This window comes from Bacillus sp. NS1, from assembly GCF_058248265.1.
Genome location: NZ_JBZAZF010000001.1, coordinates 906887 through 926730, shown reverse-complemented (window position 1 = coordinate 926730; position 19844 = coordinate 906887). Strand labels below are relative to the sequence as shown.

Below are 19844 nucleotides of genomic sequence, written 5' to 3'. Positions count from 1 at the left end.
CTGTTCACTGCAACAGCTTCATGTTTACAATCAATGAGAACAAAACGGAATCGTTTATTTTAAAACCGGAGGACTATGGATTAAAGGCGAACGAAGCAGCTTTGCATCAAACTATGAGTCCGGCCGTACAGGCAGAAAAATCAAGGCGATCCCCGGCAGCTAGGAAGCCTAGGTAGACTATGATAGAAAGCAAGTCATCATGAATGCGGGACTGCGTTACTATTTATTCGGACATACCACATCAATTGAAGAGGGAACAGGCCTTGCCAAATCTCAGCTGAAGCAAAAACGGGGCCTAAAGATATTGGAACAGTGGATATCTGCCTCCTCCAAAGGGACTAATTTACAATTTTAATGAAAAATATACAAAATGACACTTCTATCCTTTGTTTCAATTTTAGATAATAGATATGATCTGATAAAAGGAGGGCAAGTGATGACAAAAAAAGCATGGTTTCTGCCGCTCATTTGTGTATTACTGATTTCCGGATGGTTTGCACCCGCCGCTTCAGCAAGCCCGCAGACCGCATTGAGCCTGAATGACCGATTCGCGTCTTCCCCTTCAGGAACCGGGGGCCTTCTCTCATTAGCCGCCCCCGCTGCACCCTACACTGACACAGATACCTATTATGAAGGGACTGAAGGAAAAACAGGAGAATCGCTAAAAAACGCCTTGCACCGCATCATCAGCGGGCACACAATGCTGTCCTACAGCGAGGTATGGAACGCGCTGAAAGAAACCGATGAAGACCCGAGAAACCCAAATAACGTCATCCTGCTCTATACGAATGAATCCCGGTCGAAAAACCTGAACGGCGGCAATGTCGGCGATTGGAACCGCGAGCACGTTTGGGCGAAATCCCATGGTGACTTTGGTACAAGCAAGGGGCCTGGCACCGACATTCATCATTTGCGCCCGGCTGATGTTCAAGTCAACAGCGCAAGAGGAAATATGGATTTTGACAACGGCGGCACAGAACATGCGAAAGCGCCCGGAAATTATTATGACGGAGATTCATGGGAGCCCCGCGATGATGTGAAAGGCGATGTCGCCCGCATGCTGTTTTACATGGCTGTTCGTTATGAAGGTGATGACGGATACCCTGATCTTGAACTGAATGATAAAACAGGCAACGGCTCAGCTCCTTATCACGGAAAACAATCTGTCCTGCTCGAATGGAATAAGCAAGACCCTGTTGATGACCGCGAGCGAAAAAGAAATGAAATCATTTATGAGAAATATCAGCACAACCGCAATCCATTTATCGACCACCCCGAATGGGCGGACGAGATTTGGCCATAAGAAATAGGTGCTCCTGTTTAGGAGCACCTTTTCTAATACACAGCCTCTTTTGTCTCCGCATCGAAAAAAACGACGTGATCCATTTTCACTGCCAGCTGGATCGAATCGCCTGCGGCGATTCGCGTGTTTCCGTCCAGGCGGACCGTGAGCCGTTCATCCCCTGCCGTGACATGCACAATCAGCTCTGATCCCAGATTTTCATTCACTTCTACCTTTGCTTTAAACACTGAATCAAACAGCTGATCATTTTCTGTCATTTGTGTGATATGCTCCGGCCGGACACCGGTAATCACTTGTTCTTCCGCATATCCCTTTTCTTTAAGCCGCTTCGCTTTTTCTTCAGGAATATGAAGCCTGATCGAGGGGTTTGTGAAAAACAGCTCTCCATGCTGTTCTTCAATAACGCCTTTCAGAAAGTTCATTCCAGGGGAGCCGATGAATCCTGCGACAAACAGATTTGCCGGGTAATGATAAATGTCGTGAGGTTTCGCCACTTGCTGGATTTCCCCTTCATTCATTACGACAATCCGATCGCCCATTGTCATCGCTTCGGTCTGGTCATGCGTGACATAAATGATAGTAGCCTCTAAACGCTGGTGAAGCTTGCTGATTTCTGTCCGCATCGTCACTCTCAGCTTTGCGTCCAGATTGGAAAGCGGCTCGTCCATTAAAAAGACCTTCGGCTCCCTCACAATCGATCGGCCAAGCGCCACTCTTTGCCGCTGCCCGCCGGAGAGCGCCTTCGGTTTTCTCTTCAGCAAATGCTCAATCTCTAAAATTCTTGCTGCCGCATGGACTCGCCCGGCAATTTCCTGTTTCGGCATCTTTCTGAGCTTTAATCCAAACGCCATATTATCAAAAACCGTCATATGTGGATAAAGGGCATAATTTTGGAATACCATCGCAATATCACGTTCTTTCGGCGGGAGATCATTGACCCGCTCCCCATCGATGAGGAGGTTTCCTGCAGAGATGCTTTCCAATCCCGCCACCATCCGCAGCGTGGTCGATTTTCCGCATCCTGACGGCCCCACCAGCACCAAAAGCTCTTTATCCTTTACATCTAAATCAAAGTCCTTCACCGTTAATTGTGAGTGATATGATTTTTTGACATGCTCAAATGTTAACGAAGCCACCAGTAATGTCCCCCTATCTTTTGATCTGTTATTTCGTCACTGGAAACAACTTGGTCTTTCTGTTATTTTTAGAGTAATCGATTCCTATTTTTGCTATATTTCCAAAATAAAAAGTGTGAATTTGTATTATAACGTCATAATACATTATAATATGAATAATAGGTTAAAAGGAGGCTACCCTTTGTTAAACAACGGAAGTTCTACACCTTTATACATTCAGCTAAAACAAATCATCACTGATGACATCAAAAAGGGCGTGTATTCCCCAACTGCCAAGCTGCCTACCGAAAACGAGCTTTGCAGCAAGTATAATGTCAGCCGCATTACCGTCAGGAAAGCCATTCTCGATTTAGTCGAGGAAGGCTATCTAATCAGGCAGCAGGGAAAGGGAACGTTCGTTAAAAGCCCTAAATTAAAACGAGAGCTGATCGCTGTAAACGGCTACTCAGAATTTATGGAATCAACCGGCAAAAAACCGAAGCATCAGGTGCTGTCCCATGAGATCATTCCTGCGGCAAAACCCATTGCCGAAAAGCTGCAAATCAATCCCGAGAGCCCTGTCGTTGAATTAAAACGGATTTTATATAACGATGATCAGCCGCTTTCCTTTGAAGTGACGCATTATCCGCTGGATTTGTTTCCCGGCATTGATACCTTTATTGCTGACGGCGTATCCATGCATGATATTTTGAAACAGCAATACAAAGTTGTACCCACGTACAATACGAAGCTATTAAATGTCGTATATGCCCAGCAGGAGGAAAGCAAATACCTGGATTGCGATATCGGGGATGCACTGTTTGAAATCGACAAAACGGCTTTTACATCAAACGACCAGCCAATCTATTGCTCACTGTTTCTGATGCACACAAACCGTGTCACTTTTACGATCAACAGTCCCTACACATAACAGGCATAAAAAACGAGACACTGCTTATAGTATTCTCGTTTTTTCACTGCTTCCCCCATCCTCCAAGCGAAAAGGATGGCCATAACCGAAAGCCCCGTACACACCACATGTTTTCGCAGCCGTTTCCGCCGCTTGGCGCAAAGCGTGCATGATGTCCTGCTTCTCGCAAAAAGCAGTCAAAAAACCCGCAATGAAAGAATCTCCCGCTCCAAGTGTATCTATTATATCAGTTTCCACAATCGGCTGATGGTAGATTCGGTCACCCGAAGACAGGATTGCTCCTTGGCCCCCGCGAGTCATACATACGATTTTCGCTCCATACTTATGAGCTTTTTCAGCAAGCTCGCCGCACTCCGACTCACTCAAATCGCTTCCTGAAAAAAACGCATACGTCACATAAGGACAGACCTTCCTCAAATAATCATTTTCCCGATTAGTTGAAAAATCAAAGGAGACCGGGATCAGCCCGCACAGTTGCGGAAGATCGTTCTCAAGTCTGCTGTACACACTGGTATGCAGCAGATCATGCCCGCTGATAAAGGCTATATCTTTCTCCTGGAACGCGAGCCGAAGCCGGGACTGAATGCCGCCTTTATTTGATCTGACAAAAATACGGTCCCCCTGTTCATCAAGGGTGACAATCGCCATTCCGTTTTCTCCGTGCGCCTGGCGGATGTAATCCGCATTGACCTTCTCCATTTTCAGTACGTTCAAAAGATGTGCCGCTGCTTCGTCATTGCCAACGATCCCGATATAGGAAGCATCATGCCCGAGCCGTTTGGCAAGCACTGCGACGTTTAAGGCATTTCCTCCCGGATAGAACGTTTCTTGGTCCTGATAGTAATCTACAACGTTATCTCCAACCGCAATCAATTTCATTGTGCTTCCTCCTTTATCCTTTTACACTTCCGCTTGCAATCCCGCGGACAAAATATTTCTGCATCAATAAAAATAGAATAATAATCGGCGCAGCTGAAATCGTTAATCCCGCCAGCAGGACGCCCCAATCTGTCTGCAGCGCGTCTCTAAACTGCATCAGCCCGGCTGGAATGGTCCGCAAATTCTCATCATCTATGAAGATAATCGCAAACATAAACTCATTCCACGTATGGTAAGCCGTCAAAATGCCGGATGTCACCAAAATCGGCACACTCATTGGTAAGAAAATTCTGAAAAATACTCCAAAACTCGTGCACCCATCTAAATAAGCCGCCTCCTCCAATTCTTTGGAAACAGAAAGAAAATAGGAACGGATCAAAATGATGGTGAATGGGATCCGGTAAGCCGCATACGGCAGGATTAACGCCCAATACGTATTGTAAAGGCCCAGCGACTGAATAATAGAATAAAGCGGCACAAGACTGACCTGCGGCGTCAGCATCAAACCGCCAAGACAAAGCACCAAAAAGAATCCTTTTCCTTTAAACTCAAACCGGGAAAGGCCGTACGCCGCCCATGCACTGATAAAGACAGTGATCACACACGTAAGCGCCGTGACGATGACACTGTTCATAAAATAAGAAGAAATCCCCTGATTCCAGGCGGACACAAAATTTTCCGGATGCCATGAAGACGGCAGCGACCAGCTATGCTCAAAAATATCGTCCGAGTTTTTAAAGGCGCTCATCACCATCCATAGAAGCGGATAGGCGATCGCAATAAGATATAGAAATAGAAAAACCCACACAGACGTTTCTCCGATGTACCATTTTCGTCTAGGCTTTCTTTTCATCTCAATGTGCCGGTCTGGCACAGGCTCCAATCTGAACGAATCTGTCTCCTTCTGAGGCAGCATCTGTTAGTCCTCCTTTCCGGTTTTAAAGAACTTCATTTGCATGAGCGACAATGCGAGCGTAATGAGTAACACAACGGTGGCAATCGCTGAGGCATAGCCCATCATATCCTTTGTAAAGGCGCTTTTGTATAAAAACGTGCTTAATACTTCTGAGGCGTTTCCCGGCCCGCCGCCTGTCAATATGTACGGTTCATTAAATACCGTAAATGCGCCGGTCAGCGTCATAACCACTGCAACAAAAGACATCTCTTTCGTCTGGGGAACGGTAATATGAAAAAACTGCTGAATTTTTCCCGCTCCGTCAAGCCGGGCCGCTTCATACAGTTCATCCGGTATTTTTTGAATTGACACAATGTATAGCATCACAATATAACCGACAGATTGCCATTGAGACACAAAAATAACAGAAAGCATAGCCGTGCTGTCATCCCCGAGCCAGGCTCTCGTCAGCTGATCAAGACCGACCGCCTGAAGCAGCTGATTTAAAAGCCCCGTCTCAGGGTTGTAAATAAAATCAAACAAAAGCGCAATCACCGTCATGGAGATGACAACCGGCAAAAAGAAAACGGTACGAAAAAACGGCGACCATTTTCTGACCAGCTTATCCTCAAGCACCGCCGCCAAAATCAAACCGCCAAATACCTGGCATACAATTGAGATCACTGCGTAAAGCACATTATTGGTAAGTGCCTGATAGAAGACAGGATCATGAAATAATTCAACATAGTTTTTCAATCCGATAAACGTTTTTTCCGGAGAAAAAGAGCTCCATTGAAACAGGCTGAGGAAGACATTCTCAAAAATCGGGATATAAACGAAAAGTAAAAAAACGAGAGCGGGCACCAAAAACAAATAGGGGATTATTTTATTCTGATTGACCAAGGATATCTCATCTCCTTTATAAAAAGAAAAGGTGCGAAGCTTCACCTTTTCTTTGATTTATTCAGCTGACGCCTTCACTTGCTTCGCTGCTTTTTGAACGGCTTTCATCACCTGCTCCGGTGTCATGTCGCCGCCAAGCATTTGCTGGACACTCGTTAAATACGCATCTGCGATTTCAACATCGACATCCATATCAAACCATGGAATCATTGATTTGGCATCAACAATTTGCTGAACTGCTTCACGCTGAATAGCTGTAGAATTTTCTTCGGTAGCCGTTCCTTGCACCGCACTGTATTTCCCGACATCTTTGACGAGCTTTTCACCCATTTTTTTCGACGTCAGAAACTGCAAAAATTCCATCGCTTCCTTCGGATGTTTTGTTTTTGAGGCAATCATGAACCCTTCTGGCGCTCCCGTTAACGCTTTTGAAGATCCTTTTTGCCCGCTGATTTCAGGGAATGGGAACATCCCCAGATTCACCGGTTCAACCAGCTTGATTTCCGCTGTTTCCGCATATATCATCGCCGACTTTCCGCTCTTAAATTGCTGTCTCACATATTCATGATCGACGGAGTTTACATGTTTATTGAAGTAAGGCATTAGCTCCTGAAGCTTTTCAAGCGCTTTTACATAGCCTTCATCAGTAAATTCACCTGTTTTGGCGTTATAGTCCTTTTCCCGTGTTTTTTCATCTACCATCCGCTGATTGAGCGTGCCGATGTAGTGCGAGATTGTCCAAGTCGCCTTTGTTCCGAAACTGATCGGTGTGTAGCCATTTTCTTTCAGCTTTTTTGATACATCAATTAATTCATCCCATGTCTTTGGGGGATCAAGGTTCAGCTTTTGAAAAATGTCTTTATTATAGAAGAATGATTTAGCGTCCATTTGCCACGGTACACCATACTGCTTGTTTTCATAAGTAAATGGTGTAACTTGCGATTGAACGAGCTGTGATGACCAATCTGTATCATTTTTGTAGTAGGACGAGAGATCAAGTGCTTTATTGCCTCTGATGAACTTAAAAGCAAACTCGTCACTCCAAGAGAAGTAAATATCAGGAGGGCTGGTGGTTCCCAGCATAACCTTAATTTTGTCTTTATAGGAGTCATTCAAAACGGCTTCAATTTGAATGTCGATATCCGGATGCTCTTTTTCAAATTCCTTAACAACCTCTTCAAAATAACTTTTTTCCGGCTCCTTCGGCCATCTGTGGAAAAATTTCAATGTCACCTTTCCATCCGCTGAACTGCTCTGGCTCGAACAGCCCGCAATGGTGAGCATACTGACAGCTGCAATGATCAAGAACAACAACATTTTCTTCAAAGGGTTGGCCTCCTCTGGACATTAGACTATAATGTTATATAACATTATAGTCTAATGCATAATGGTTCCTCAGTTTCAGATCAATACTCAACTTTCCACATGTATCTTCTATGAGATAAAGGATGATTTCTCGCCTCTGCAAGCTCGTCCGCATAGCTTCTCAGCACACGGTTGAGAACGAGCGGAGCAAGATAGCCTTTAACTGAATCGTCAATTGCAGTGAAATCGTAAGATGCGGCATCAAGCACAGTAAGCTTTTTGCCATACTTTTTCGAGAAGGTAAGCGCCCGCTCTTCAAGAGGTCTAGTTTCATCTAAACCGAGCAGGATGATAAACGGCACGGATTCATCAATAATTTCAAACGGTCCGTGAAAATATTCTCCGGCATGAATGGCGTGGGAATGAATCCATTGCATTTCCATGAGAATGCAGATGCTGTAGGAGTAAGCGACACCGTAGTTTGCACCGCTTGCCATTGTATAAATAATGCTTTCTTTTTCATGAGCTTTTGCGAATTGCTGTGCGTTGTCAGCTTCCTGCTTAAGGGCTTCTTCATACACAGCTTGCAATTGATCTAAACCTTCAATTGCTTGTTCAAATTTCGTATTGTTTTCTAATACTTGCAGGGTGCCGAAAACGATTTGATACAGAACGCCATAGTTCGTATTGATTGCAAGTGCCTCATCACCCCAATCGTACTGGGCAACATATTGCGCTTCCTGTGCTAAAGGAGACTCCGGTTTATACGTCATCGCAATCGTAAGTGCGCCTTTGCCCCTTGCAAACGCAGCAGCTTTGACTGTTTCCGGAGTATTTCCCGAATGCGAACACAAAATAACAAGAGACTTTTCACCAAGCTGAACAGGGTTACGCTGAATAAATTCGTTGGAGCTGTAAAGGTCGGAGTTGATTGATTTTGACTCCCTGTCAAACACATATTTACTCGGATACATAATAGCCGAAGACCCTCCGCATGCGACAAAGAATACATGGTCAATGGTTTTCCCTTTCAAATCCTGCAAGAAAGCTTGAACCTCACGATTTACTTTTGCTGTGACCTGACTCAAATCCTTCACTCCTCATTTTTATTATATAACGTTATATAACATTATATATTGTTATATTAAAGTCCGCGACTGGGATTGTCAATATTATTTTCTGAAATTTCTCAATAATTTACTCAACTGATAGACAAAGGGTCGATTTGCGGAAAAATGCCCAAATCAAAAGCCAGAGCTTAACATAAGCTCTGGCTTCGCTGTTCAATCCGCAGACTGGCTTCTTATTTAAAGAATACCTTGTCTATATTGTACTTCGAGTGCTGTGTGTTGATGATATACGTTTCGTAAATTTCTCTTTCCATTGGATCATCGACTACACATACTTCAATTTTATATACTTCGTCTCTGTGATGTTTGATCGGTGAGACAGTGTCTTCAAAATGCTTCTTAATTCTCTGTCTTAACTTTCTAGCTTTACCGACAAACAGCAGCTCGTCATGAATGTTGTAAAACATGAAGATGCCGCCTTTATCCCTTGGTATCTGGTGAAAGTCGATGAATCCGTGAATCGCCTTTATTTTCGGCTCGTTATCATTAGCTGACTGCTGTCGTTCGGTGATGGTGACATTTGGTGCAGGTATATCAATTTTTATCAAAATCAGTTCACGTCCTCTTTTTCATTAAAGGTAAATGCTAACACAGACAGAAAAGAAAAGCTAGAACAGCTTATTATATTTGTTTGTTATGCTTTTACTTATTATGCAACGCTTCGGCTAGATCATAAGGGCTAAGGTCGATTTTTGTCTGCTTTCCGAGAACTAGATTTGCGAGCTCTGAACCCAAGAAAGGCCCCATCGTTAATCCCGAAGCGCCTAAACCGTTAGCGGCAAAAAGGCCTTGAACGTCCGGTACAGCGCCAACAACTGGCAGAAATCCTGGTGTAAACGGCCTGAAGCCCACTCTTGTTTCAATGGCAGCAGCATCAGCGAGACCCGGTGCTGACGCTAGCGCTTTACTCAATACTTCGTGCTGTCCTCCGGCTGTCACACGCAGATCATCAAGATCGGCATTGTTTTCGTGTGTGGCGCCAGCTACAATTCTGCCGTTATCAAACGAAAGAATGTACTGATCGTTCGGCGGCATCACAACCGGCCACGATTCTGTATCGGTGTCCATCATTTCAAAATGCATAATCTGCGCTTTCTGAAAGGACACTTGAAAATGAATGCCAAGAGGCTTCATAATCTCATTGGCCCATGCCCCCGCTGTCACAATTACCGCGTCAGCCATAAACTGCTGCGTATCTGTTTGTACACCGGTGACCGTTCCATTTTCAAAAAGCAAGGACGCATTTCCTTTGATAATCTTTGCGCCTCGTTTCTCTGCAGCGCCTAAAAGCGACCGGCACAGCGCTCTTCCGTTCACACGGGCGGCACCGCTGATATGAACTGATTCATAGCCGTCAGCTAAAATCGGAAACAGCTTTTTCGTTTCACTTGCCGACAAGCGTGTAATGTCGCCGATTTCCGGCGCATCCTCCCGTCTCTTAAACGCCCGCTCCTCCATCTTATCAAGCTTTGACGCATCAGTATGAATGCTGATGGCACCGACACGCTTATATCCTGTATCTGTTTCTCCGTCTTGTTCCAATTGATGGATTAAATCCGTATAATACCGTGCTCCTCCCTTGGCAAGCTGATACCAATCCTGATTGCGCCGCTGGGAAAGCCAAGGACAGACGATCCCGGCCGCCGCGCCAGTCGCTTGTCCAGGTTCCCTTCGGTCAATCACCGTGACCCGGGCACCCAATTTGACAAGATGGTAAGCAGTCGACGCGCCGAGAATTCCTGCGCCGACGATGATGTACGATTTCATAAGCAAACACCTTTTCTATTATAATGTCTATTCATTTTACCAAATAGAGTGCTTTCCTTCGACCTTTTGCCCCAATGTGGAAAAACCGCGAAGTTCGTCCAATCTCTTCACTCTTCTATTGAATATCCTGTCACTATCAATAGAGAAAGGATGATACCATGAGCGAAAATCATCATGAAAATGAAGAAAACAAAAAGCGCAATGTAGCAGTGGCTAAAGTTGAAAACAGCGGCAATGCAAAAGTCGTGGTTAACGTGAATACAGATCAGGATCAGGCACAAGCGCAATCACAAGACGGAGAAGAGTAATGAACGAGAATATCATTCCTATCAACAGATATACTCAAGAGATGCCTAACAATGGATCTATGATCGAAAACAGCGGCAATTCAGAAGTCCATATCGATATTCACATTGATACAATGCCGATCGCCTTTGCCATTTTATGCTCTGCATTAGCTGCAAAACAGATGTCAAAAGAGGAATTCGACACGGCTTATACTCGTTTACAAGAGATGAACAGGGAACACAACAGCAATACATCTGTAAAACAAATTATCAATCAGGAGATCGAAGAGTAAGAAACCGCGGCTTCTCGGCCAGCGGTTTTTCTTCTGGATACAAAAAAGGACGCGACTGAAAACCAGCCACGTCCTTTTTATAAAAAATTAACCGATTGAACCTTCCATTTCGAACTTAATCAAACGGTTCATTTCAACTGCGTATTCCATTGGAAGCTCTTTTGTGAATGGCTCGATGAAGCCCATTACGATCATTTCAGTCGCTTCTTCTTCGGAAATACCGCGGCTCATCAAGTAGAAGAGCTGCTCTTCAGATACTTTAGACACTTTCGCTTCATGCTCCAATGAAATGTTATCATTTAAGATTTCATTGTAAGGAATTGTGTCTGAAGTTGATTTGTTATCCATAATGAGCGTATCGCACTCGATGTTAGAGCGGGCGCCTTCCGCTTTGCGTCCGAAGTGGACGATTCCGCGGTACGTTACTTTTCCGCCTTGTTTTGAAATCGATTTTGACACGATTGTGGATGATGTGTTTGGTGCAAGGTGAATCATTTTCGCACCCGCATCCTGATGCTGGCCTTTACCCGCAAGAGCGATAGAAAGCGTCATACCGCGCGCGCCTTCGCCTTTAAGGATACAAGCCGGATATTTCATTGTCAGTTTAGAACCGATGTTGCCGTCGATCCATTCCATTGTTGCGTTTTCTTCACAAACTGTACGCTTCGTTACTAGGTTGTAAACGTTGTTCGCCCAGTTTTGGATCGTTGTATAACGGCAGTAGCCGCCTTTTTTCACGATAATCTCAACAACCGCACTGTGAAGTGAGTTTGTTGTGTAAACAGGGGCAGTACAGCCTTCAACATAATGAACGCTCGCTTCTTCGTCAACGATGATCAGCGTACGTTCGAACTGACCCATGTTTTCAGAGTTGATACGGAAGTAAGCTTGAAGCGGTGTTTCAACCTTCACGCCTTTAGGCACATAGATGAAAGATCCGCCGGACCAAACAGCTGAGTTAAGCGCCGCAAACTTGTTATCAGTCGGCGGGATCACTTTTGCCCAGTGCTCACGGAAGATATCTTCATTTTCTTTCAACGCGCTGTCAGTGTCTTTAAAGACGATGCCTTGCGCTTCAAGATCTTCTTTCATGTTGTGGTATACAACCTCAGATTCGTACTGAGCAGAAACACCCGCAAGGTATTTTTGTTCAGCTTCAGGAATACCGAGCTTGTCGAATGTTTGCTTAATTTCGTCAGGAACTTCATCCCAAGAACGCTCTGAACGCTCAGACGGTTTTACGTAGTACGTAATTTCGTCAAAGTTCAGTGAGTTTAAATCTCCGCCCCATTGAGGCATCGGCATGTTGTAGAAATGCTCGAGTGATTTCAAGCGGAAATCAAGCATCCATTGAGGCTCTTCTTTCATGCGAGAAATTTCTTCTACGATTTCTTTTGTCAATCCGCGCTCTGAACGGAAAATGGAAACGTCCTTGTCGTGAAAACCATACTTGTATTCACCAATATCAGGCATTTTTTTAGCCATCCATTTTCACTCCAATCCTTTTAATTGCCGCCTTCTTCTTTTGCGACTCCTTTTTCAAGTGCTTTCCATGACAGGGTTGCACATTTGATACGGGCCGGGAATTTCGAAACGCCTTGAAGGGCTTCAATATCCCCGAGATCTATAGAATCATCATATTCTTTCCCTTGCATCATATCCGAGAAAATCTTAGACATGGAAAGGGCTGTTTCAATATCTTTCCCTTTAATCGCCTGAGTCATCATCGAAGCGGATGCCATTGAAATGGAACAGCCTTCCCCTTCAAATTTCGCATCTTCCACGATGTCTCCGTCAAGCTTCATTGTCAGTCTGATTCGGTCGCCGCATGTCGGATTGTTCATATCCACGACGATGCTGTCATTCAAAACCCCTTTGTTGCGCGGGTTTTTGTAATGATCCATAATCACCTGTCTGTACAATGTATCTAAGTTTGCATTAAAAGACATTTGTAAAATACTCCTTTGTCTTTTGAAGAGCTTCCACAAGCTTATCAATCTCTTCCTCTGTATTATACAGATAAAAGCTTGCTCTTGCAGTAGCAGTTACATCCAGCCATTTCATCAGCGGCTGCGCGCAATGGTGGCCGGCTCTGACAGCGATCCCTTCCGCATCAAGTACGGTTGCCACATCGTGAGGATGAACATCATCGAGATTAAATGTGACAAGTCCGGCACGCTCTTGCGGTCCGTAAACAGTTACGCCGTCAAGCTGGCGGAAGCGTTCAAGTGCATAAGCTGCAAGCTTGTGCTCGTGGCGGGAGATTTCATCAAGACCGATCTCTTCGAGAAAATCAATTGCGGCACCGAGACCGATTGCTCCTGCAATAATCGGCGTACCCGCTTCGAATTTCCACGGAAGCTCTTTCCAAGTTGATTCATAAAGCCCGACAAAGTCGATCATTTCACCGCCGAATTCGGCAGGCTCCATGTTTTCCAGCAGGGCTTTCTTTCCGTACAGCACACCAACACCGGTAGGGCCGCACATTTTATGGGAAGAAAGCGCAAAGAAGTCGCAATCGAGATCCTGCACATCAATTTTCATGTGAGGCGTGCTTTGTGCACCGTCCACCACAATAACAGCCCCATTATCATGGGCAATTTTCGCCATGTCTTTAATCGGGTTGATCGTGCCGAGAACGTTAGATACATGAGACACTGCAACAATTTTTGTGTTGCTTGTGACCGTTTCTCTGACGTCTTCTAAAGAAATCGTTCCGTCTTCCTGCAGCGGAATATATTTTAATGTGGCGCCAGTCGCTTTGACAGCCTGCTGCCACGGAATGATATTCGCATGATGCTCCATGTAGGTGATGACCACTTCATCACCCGGTTTCAGGTTGGCGCGCGCATAGCTTAACGCCACCATATTCAGTGATGTGGTCGTGCCTTTTGTGAAAATAATCTCAGCCATTGACTTCGCGTTAATAAACTTGCGGACTTTTTCACGCGCTCCTTCATAACCGTCTGTCGCTCTGGTTCCAAGTGTATGGACGCCCCGGTGAACATTGGAATTGTATTGGTTATAATACTTATCCAGTGTTTCAATGACAGCACGCGGCTTCTGAGAAGTCGCCGCGCTGTCGAGATAAACGAGATCATGTCCGTTCACTTGCTGATGAAGGATCGGGAACTGTTCACGAATATCCGTGATATTCATTACTTCACTTTCCTTTCGATAACAGAAACTAATTGTTTCTTAACGCCTTCAATCGGAAGTTCGTTTACTACCGGTGCAAGGAATCCGTAGATGACTAAGCGTTCTGCTTCTTCTTTCGCAATTCCGCGGCTCATCAGGTAGTAAAGCTGAATAGGGTCCACACGGCCGACAGATGCCGCATGTCCTGCAGTTACATCGTCTTCGTCAATTAAAAGAATAGGGTTTGCGTCGCCGCGTGCTTTTTCACTGAGCATCAGCACACGTGATTCTTGCTCCGCATTCGCTTTAGAAGCGCCATGTTCGATTTTGCCGATTCCATTAAAGATAGAAGAAGCGGAATCCTTCATCACACCGTGCTTCAAGATATAACCTTCTGAAGCTTTACCGAAATGGATGATTTGTGTTGTAAAGTTCTCTGTTTGCTCTCCTCTTCCGACAACAACCGTTTTCGTATCGCCGTATGTGCCGTCACCGTAAAGGTTTGTTGTGTTTTCGGAAATCGTGTCGCCGTCGTTCATCAGGCCCAGAGCCCACTCAATTTTGCTGTCGCGTCCGCGAGCAGCACCGCGGCGGTTAACATATGTTGTCACACCGCTAGACAGATTATCCACCGCACCGTATGTCACGCTGGCATTATCACCTGTGATGACCTCACTGATAATATTGAAGACAGCGTCTTTCGGGTTTACAGTACTGATGTAGTTTTCAACATACGTTACAGAACTGTGGTCTTCAGCCACAATCAGCACGTGGTTGAAGAGAGCCGTATCATTGCTTTCGTGGACATAAACAGCCTGAACCGGCGTCTCCACCTGAACATTTTTCGGAACATAAAGGAATGCTCCTCCGTTAACAAGAGCTGCGTGAAGAGCAGTTAATTTATGCTCATCAACCTTCACGCCGTCCTTCATAAAGTATTTCTCCACCAAGTCGCTGTGCTCGCGTGCAGCAGTCAGAATATCAGTGAAGATGACGCCTTTATCTTTCAATTCTTGAGAAAGAGATAGGTATGCCGGCGTCTGGTCACGCTGTACATATAATGTTTTATCTTCGTTTTCAACATCGATCAGCGCTTTTACTTCATCAGTTAAATCTTCTAATGAAGAAAGCGGTTCAGTATCTACTGTATGCTTCGCGAAACTCGTGAAGTTCCAGTTTGTGATTTTTGTTTTGTCAGGCTTCGGCATCGGCAGATCCTCAGCTTGTTCAAGAGCCTGTAAGCGCAGGTCTTTCAGCCAGGCAGGTTCTTGATGCTTCTCGGAAAAGCTTTTGAGATACTCCTGATCTACGGATAGTTTTGTACCTAGTGTCATGTTAATCCCCCTAACGCTTACGCTTCTTGGTCTACAGTTTCGTCTTCAATGCCAAGTTCTTGTTTGATCCAGTCATAACCTTCTGCTTCAAGACGCTGTGCAAGCTCTGCACCGCCGGATTTTACAACGCGGCCTTGCATCATAACGTGAACAACATCTGGAGTGATGTAGTTTAACAGGCGCTGATAGTGAGTGATCATCAGGCAGCCGAAGTTTTCGCTGCGCATTTTGTTGATCCCTTTAGATACAACTTTCAGTGCATCAATATCAAGACCTGAGTCGATTTCATCAAGGATGGCGATTTTCGGTTCAATCATCATTAATTGAAGGATTTCGTTGCGTTTTTTCTCCCCGCCTGAGAAGCCTTCGTTAAGGTAGCGCTGAGCCATTTCAGGGTCCATTTCAAGGAACTCCATGTTTTCGTCCATTTTGCGGATGAATTTCATAAGAGAAATTTCATCGCCTTCTTCCCTGCGCGCGTTGATTGCTGAACGAAGGAAGTCGGCGTTTGTCACACCGCTGATTTCACTTGGGTACTGCATCGCAAGGAATAAACCTGCCTGCGCACGCTCGTCCACTTCCATCTCCAGTACATCTTTGCCGTCAAGCGTGATGCTGCCTTTTGTTACTTCATATTTAGGATGCCCCATAATAGCAGCTGATAAAGTGGATTTACCAGTTCCGTTCGGTCCCATTACAGCGTGGAACTCTCCGCCTTTTATTTCAAGGTTTACACCCTTTAAGATCTCTTTCCCTTCGATTTCAACGTGAAGATCTTTGATCGTTAATGTTGAAGCAGCCATATCTATACCTCCAAAAATATATAATCATTATTCTCATTTTATTCTCATTCTAATTTTATAACAAATGAAAAGTAAATACAACTTTTTATCATGCCTTGCACATTCCTCAAGTTTAACAAAGATCAGCACTTTATTAAAGCGATTGAAAAAGAAAAAGAGTGGATTCCCACCCTTTTTTAAAAGATTGATTTTCTCAATAAGCTCCCGCAGAAATCCGCTTGCTCTTTTCATAATCAAGCTCTCTCTGCCGCTCTACTTTCATTCTTGTTTCCAGCCGGCGTCCGTACTCCTCGTATCCAATTCCGTGAGACAGCTGCATCGCTTTTTCCATTTCAGACGTATAATCGAGGTTCAGTCTATCCTGGCTGTTGCAAATAATGAATCAATCCCTTCATATATTTGCTTCTATTGTATCAGCCTTGCGATGGATGCCGCAAAAAGGATATGGCTTGAAATAACGGCAGATGAGACGAAAGCATCCTTTTAGATCAAATGAGAATTGTTTTTCGGAATATTCCTTCTCTTAATGCGTGGTGTTTCCAAATTCCTCGATGCACTGCTGGACAACTGTCACGCCTTGGCTGAGAGCCGCGCCGCCTCCAAATGCCGCTGCCACACTGACTGCTTCGAGAATGTTTTCTTCTGTCGCTCCCTCATCAAGACAGCCTTTTGTGTGATAGATCATGCAATATTCATCCTGTGCATTGATGGCGATTCCGAGGGCGATCAGCTGTTTTTCTCTTTCAGTCAGAGAATTGCCGGCAAAGCATTGTTCAGTAAACTCGTTAAACTTTCTTCCCATCAGCGGCATCTTTTGTTCAAATGTGCCTAAACCTAATTTATACTGTTTTAGCGCGTCCTGCATGCTTCCTCTGTCTTGATTCAAAGAAGATCCCTCCATCTGTTTAACATTCCTTTTTATTATGAACAGCTTTTATGAAAATACCCGAAAAAAACCCCGGATTTCTCATCCGGGGTTTCAGTCTTATTCAGATACAGGAAGCACAGCTCCGTCGTATTTTTTCTCGATGAAGTCTTTGATCTCTTTAGAATGAAGAACTTCCATCAGCGCTTTGATTTTTGCTGAATCTTCTTCGCCTTTTCTTACTGCAATGATGTTAGCGTATGGGTTGTTTTTCGTTGATTCTACTTCAATCGCGTCTTTTTTAGGATTTAATTTATTTTGGATCGCATAGTTTACATTGATGAAGACCGCGTCTCCTTCTTTGTTATCATATGCTTTTGCCGTTAATTCAGGCGCTACTTTTTTGAATTCAAGGTTTTTCGGGTTTTTCTTAATGTCCTTCAATGTTGCGTCAACTGTTTCCACTTTAGAATCAAGTGTGATTAATCCTGCGTTTTCAAGCATTGCAAGCATACGGCCTTGTTCAGCGACATTGTTTGTCAGGATAATTGTCGCACCGTTTGGAAGGTCTTTCAGCGATTTGTATTTTTTAGAGTAAATACCGAATGGCTCTAAGTGAACAGCTCCGGCATTCACAAGCTTGTAATCTGTGTTTTCTTTCATTTCTTGCTCAAGGTAAGGAATGTGCTGGAAGTAGTTCGCATCCACTTCTTTATCAGCTAAAGCTTTGTTGTACATCTTGTAATCACTAAGCACTTTCACTTTCAGCGTGTAGCCTTTTTCTTTCAATAATGGTTCAGCTTCTTTTAAAATTTCCGCATGCGGTGTTTTTGTCGCTGCAATCACAATTTCTTTCTTGCCGGATTCAGCGCCGTTATTTGATCCGCAGGCAGCCATAACCCCTGCAAATACAAGCAGTAATGCACCCAAAAATAGCTTTTTCAATGTAAATCCTCCCTTATCGTTTATCTATAATATTTGTTATTAAATCACCGATGATTTGAATAATAAAGACGATGATTAAAATAAATACAGTTGCAACGAAGGTAACATCAGCATTATTAGACTGATATCCTTCTACGTACGCAAGGTTTCCAAGGCCGCCTGAACCGATGGCTCCGGCAATTGCCGTTGAGCCGATCAAAGCAATGGCTGTAACCGTGATGCCAGAAATAAGGGCCGGCATAGACTCCGGAAGCAGCACTTTGAAAATAATCGTAGACGTTTTGGCGCCCATTGATTTAGCGGCTTCAATAACACCTTTGTCAACCTCGCGCAATGCGATTTCAGCAAGGCGCGCGTAAAACGGTGCCGAGCCGATCACCAGCGCCGGCAATGCGGCGTTTGGCCCTAAGATCGTGCCGACTAAGAACTTCGTAAACCCTAAGAGTAAAATAATTAAAATAAGGAACGGAATTGATCTGAATATGTTGACAACGGCTGCAATCACAGAGTTGACCGCTTTATTCTGCCAAAGGCTCCCTTTGCTTGTCAGGAAAAGCAGCAAGCCGAGGATCACCCCGATGACAAAAGCAAACAGTAAAGAGATCAGCGTCATATAAAGTGTTTCATATGTCGCATTCCATAACTCAGTTAAATCAACGTTCGGGAAGTATTTTTCAAACATTCGTGATCACCTCTGCTTTCACCTGTTTGTCATTAATGAACCGGATCACGTTTTGCACTTCTTCTTCGGCTCCATCAATATGGATGAACAGTGAACCGTAAGCTCCATCCTTAGTCTGCGAGATTTTCCCTTGCAGAATATTGACGCTGACATTGAAGTTTCTGATCATTTCTGTAATCAGAGGCTGCTCAGCTGAATCACCGACAAATGTGAGCTGAACCATTTTTCCTGATCCTGTTTCATCAAGAAGGTGCTGAAGCGTTTCTTTCGTTTCTTCCGGCTCTGTCACCTGCTGAACAAATCGTTTTGTCATGTCTTCCTTCGGATTTTTGAAGACATCGAGAACTTCGCCTTCTTCCACAACCTTTCCGTTTTCCATAACAGCGACTCTGTTGCAGATTTTGCGGATGACATGCATTTCGTGCGTGATCAGCACAATCGTCAAACCGAGTCTTTCATTAATATCGGACAATAGATCCAAAATTGAATCTGTTGTTTGCGGATCTAATGCTGATGTCGCTTCATCACAAAGGAGAACCTTCGGATTGTTTGCAAGCGCTCTGGCGATTCCAACACGCTGCTTTTGCCCGCCGCTCAGCTGAGACGGATAAGATTTTTCTTTTCCTTCTAATCCGACCAGTTTAATCAGTTCATCGGCGCGCTTGATCCGTTCACTCTTTTTCACCCCGGCAATTTCTAAAGGAAACATGATATTGTCTCTAACGGTGCGCGACCAAAGCAAATTGAAATGCTGGAAAATCATGCTGATTTCATGGCGTGCATTTCTTAAGGCGCGTCCGTTTACTTCATTAATCTTGGTTCCCGCCACTTCCACGGTTCCTGAGGTTGGTTTCTCAAGGCCGTTCAGCAGACGGATTAAGGAACTTTTACCAGCTCCGCTATATCCTATAATTCCAAAAATCTCACCTTTTTTGATGGAAAGCGAGACATTTTGGACAGCATTGACATCTCCGTGTTTCGACTTATAAACTTTTGAAACATCTTGAAGATTGATCAAAGCAATCACCTGCCTTAACACTATTCTAAGAAATCTTCCGGGTTTTTTCTGCAAAAGAAAAGCCTTTCTGCACACTTGAGCAGAAAGGCTTATATAAAATGGCCTTTCTCTCATCTTTCAAAGCTGAACGCTTCGTGTGAATTGGCACCATTTCAACAGCGTTGATGGTTGCCGGGCTTCATAGGGCACTTCCCTCCACCTCTCTTGATAAGAGAAATATATAGTCTTTTTCGTCCGGAAATTCTTAATGT

Annotated in this window: 22 protein-coding genes, 1 pseudogene and 1 riboswitch; of the genes and pseudogenes, 5 read left to right on the top strand and 18 right to left on the bottom strand. The window is 44.4% G+C overall.

Features of this window, described 5'->3' with window-relative positions:
• Nucleotides 1-283: 283 nt before the first annotated feature.
• A pseudogene (locus AC4CV5_RS04655) lies at nucleotides 284-355 on the top strand (hypothetical protein); the annotation flags it as partial.
• A gap of 81 nt (nucleotides 356-436) precedes the next feature.
• Complete coding sequence (locus AC4CV5_RS04650) at nucleotides 437-1303, top strand: endonuclease I family protein (protein WP_166848689.1); 867 nt, start codon at nucleotides 437-439, stop codon at nucleotides 1301-1303.
• 32 nt (nucleotides 1304-1335) lie between these two features.
• On the opposite strand, the gene AC4CV5_RS04645 is transcribed toward AC4CV5_RS04650, so the two are convergent.
• On the bottom strand, nucleotides 1336-2439 hold the full coding sequence (locus AC4CV5_RS04645) for an ABC transporter ATP-binding protein (RefSeq protein WP_490922145.1): 1104 nt from the start codon (nucleotides 2437-2439) through the stop codon (nucleotides 1336-1338).
• Nucleotides 2440-2620: 181 nt separating this feature from the next.
• Between AC4CV5_RS04645 and frlR the strand changes: the two genes are divergently transcribed.
• Nucleotides 2621-3349 (top strand): transcriptional regulator FrlR, encoded by a 729-nt coding sequence (gene frlR / locus AC4CV5_RS04640; protein WP_166848683.1) that lies wholly within the window; start codon nucleotides 2621-2623, stop codon nucleotides 3347-3349.
• Between the two features lie 24 nt (nucleotides 3350-3373).
• Here frlR and AC4CV5_RS04635 read toward each other — a convergent pair whose 3' ends face one another.
• The 7 genes from AC4CV5_RS04635 to AC4CV5_RS04605 all read right to left on the bottom strand — a co-directional run bounded on the left by AC4CV5_RS04635 (nucleotide 3374) and on the right by AC4CV5_RS04605 (nucleotide 10228).
• Nucleotides 3374-4228, bottom strand: a complete 855-nt coding sequence (locus AC4CV5_RS04635) for a fructoselysine 6-kinase (RefSeq protein ID WP_490922144.1) — start codon at nucleotides 4226-4228, stop codon at nucleotides 3374-3376.
• A 13-nt stretch (nucleotides 4229-4241) separates the two neighbouring features.
• Nucleotides 4242-5144 (bottom strand): carbohydrate ABC transporter permease, encoded by a 903-nt coding sequence (locus tag AC4CV5_RS04630; protein ID WP_222141988.1) that lies wholly within the window; start codon nucleotides 5142-5144, stop codon nucleotides 4242-4244.
• A gap of 3 nt (nucleotides 5145-5147) precedes the next feature.
• Complete coding sequence (locus tag AC4CV5_RS04625) at nucleotides 5148-6026, bottom strand: carbohydrate ABC transporter permease (RefSeq protein WP_490922143.1); 879 nt, start codon at nucleotides 6024-6026, stop codon at nucleotides 5148-5150.
• A 57-nt stretch (nucleotides 6027-6083) separates the two neighbouring features.
• The gene (locus AC4CV5_RS04620; protein ID WP_490922142.1) at nucleotides 6084-7352 is read right to left on the bottom strand and encodes an ABC transporter substrate-binding protein; all 1269 of its coding nucleotides are present in this window, start codon (nucleotides 7350-7352) and stop codon (nucleotides 6084-6086) included.
• Between the two features lie 80 nt (nucleotides 7353-7432).
• The gene (gene frlB, locus AC4CV5_RS04615) at nucleotides 7433-8419 is read right to left on the bottom strand and encodes a fructosamine deglycase FrlB (protein ID WP_166848669.1); all 987 of its coding nucleotides are present in this window, start codon (nucleotides 8417-8419) and stop codon (nucleotides 7433-7435) included.
• A gap of 215 nt (nucleotides 8420-8634) precedes the next feature.
• Nucleotides 8635-9009 (bottom strand): nucleotide excision repair endonuclease, encoded by a 375-nt coding sequence (locus tag AC4CV5_RS04610; RefSeq protein ID WP_166848666.1) that lies wholly within the window; start codon nucleotides 9007-9009, stop codon nucleotides 8635-8637.
• 94 nt (nucleotides 9010-9103) lie between these two features.
• Nucleotides 9104-10228, bottom strand: coding sequence for an NAD(P)/FAD-dependent oxidoreductase (locus AC4CV5_RS04605; RefSeq protein WP_490922141.1), 1125 nt, complete (start codon nucleotides 10226-10228; stop codon nucleotides 9104-9106).
• 158 nt (nucleotides 10229-10386) lie between these two features.
• Between AC4CV5_RS04605 and AC4CV5_RS04600 the strand changes: the two genes are divergently transcribed.
• Both AC4CV5_RS04600 and AC4CV5_RS04595 read left to right on the top strand, forming a co-directional pair.
• Nucleotides 10387-10536, top strand: a complete 150-nt coding sequence (locus AC4CV5_RS04600) for a spore protein (RefSeq protein WP_166848661.1) — start codon at nucleotides 10387-10389, stop codon at nucleotides 10534-10536.
• A complete protein-coding gene (locus AC4CV5_RS04595) occupies nucleotides 10536-10808 on the top strand; it encodes a hypothetical protein (protein ID WP_166848658.1) in 273 nt (90 codons plus the stop codon). The genes AC4CV5_RS04600 and AC4CV5_RS04595 overlap by 1 nt, the downstream gene beginning before the upstream one ends.
• An 87-nt stretch (nucleotides 10809-10895) precedes the next feature.
• On the opposite strand, the gene sufB is transcribed toward AC4CV5_RS04595, so the two are convergent.
• From sufB to metN, 10 genes are all read right to left on the bottom strand, one after another.
• Nucleotides 10896-12293: a Fe-S cluster assembly protein SufB gene (gene sufB, locus AC4CV5_RS04590; protein ID WP_003222811.1), complete on the bottom strand. Its 1398-nt coding sequence runs from the start codon at nucleotides 12291-12293 to the stop codon at nucleotides 10896-10898.
• 20 nt (nucleotides 12294-12313) lie between these two features.
• Nucleotides 12314-12757: a Fe-S cluster assembly sulfur transfer protein SufU gene (sufU, locus tag AC4CV5_RS04585; protein WP_003222809.1), complete on the bottom strand. Its 444-nt coding sequence runs from the start codon at nucleotides 12755-12757 to the stop codon at nucleotides 12314-12316.
• Complete coding sequence (sufS, locus tag AC4CV5_RS04580) at nucleotides 12747-13967, bottom strand: cysteine desulfurase SufS (RefSeq protein WP_166848656.1); 1221 nt, start codon at nucleotides 13965-13967, stop codon at nucleotides 12747-12749. The genes sufU and sufS overlap by 11 nt, the downstream gene beginning before the upstream one ends.
• Complete coding sequence (gene sufD / locus AC4CV5_RS04575) at nucleotides 13967-15280, bottom strand: Fe-S cluster assembly protein SufD (RefSeq protein WP_166848654.1); 1314 nt, start codon at nucleotides 15278-15280, stop codon at nucleotides 13967-13969. Before sufD ends, sufS begins: the two co-directional genes overlap by 1 nt.
• Nucleotides 15281-15297: 17 nt before the next feature.
• Entirely contained in the window at nucleotides 15298-16083 is a 786-nt protein-coding gene (gene sufC / locus AC4CV5_RS04570; protein ID WP_003222801.1) for a Fe-S cluster assembly ATPase SufC, read from the bottom strand.
• Nucleotides 16084-16276: 193 nt separating this feature from the next.
• Entirely contained in the window at nucleotides 16277-16414 is a 138-nt protein-coding gene (locus AC4CV5_RS04565; protein WP_003228600.1) for a YuzK family famiily protein, read from the bottom strand.
• 192 nt (nucleotides 16415-16606) lie between these two features.
• Nucleotides 16607-16984 (bottom strand): carboxymuconolactone decarboxylase family protein, encoded by a 378-nt coding sequence (locus AC4CV5_RS04560; RefSeq protein WP_166848651.1) that lies wholly within the window; start codon nucleotides 16982-16984, stop codon nucleotides 16607-16609.
• 84 nt (nucleotides 16985-17068) lie between these two features.
• A complete protein-coding gene (metQ, locus tag AC4CV5_RS04555) occupies nucleotides 17069-17893 on the bottom strand; it encodes a methionine ABC transporter substrate-binding lipoprotein MetQ (protein WP_166848649.1) in 825 nt (274 codons plus the stop codon).
• A 13-nt stretch (nucleotides 17894-17906) separates the two neighbouring features.
• The gene (gene metP / locus AC4CV5_RS04550) at nucleotides 17907-18575 is read right to left on the bottom strand and encodes a methionine ABC transporter permease MetP (RefSeq protein ID WP_064816396.1); all 669 of its coding nucleotides are present in this window, start codon (nucleotides 18573-18575) and stop codon (nucleotides 17907-17909) included.
• Nucleotides 18568-19593 (bottom strand): methionine ABC transporter ATP-binding protein MetN, encoded by a 1026-nt coding sequence (metN, locus tag AC4CV5_RS04545; protein ID WP_166848646.1) that lies wholly within the window; start codon nucleotides 19591-19593, stop codon nucleotides 18568-18570. The genes metP and metN overlap by 8 nt, the downstream gene beginning before the upstream one ends.
• A 107-nt stretch (nucleotides 19594-19700) precedes the next feature.
• A riboswitch (SAM riboswitch) is annotated at nucleotides 19701-19807 on the bottom strand.
• Between the last annotated feature and the right edge of the window lie 37 nt (nucleotides 19808-19844).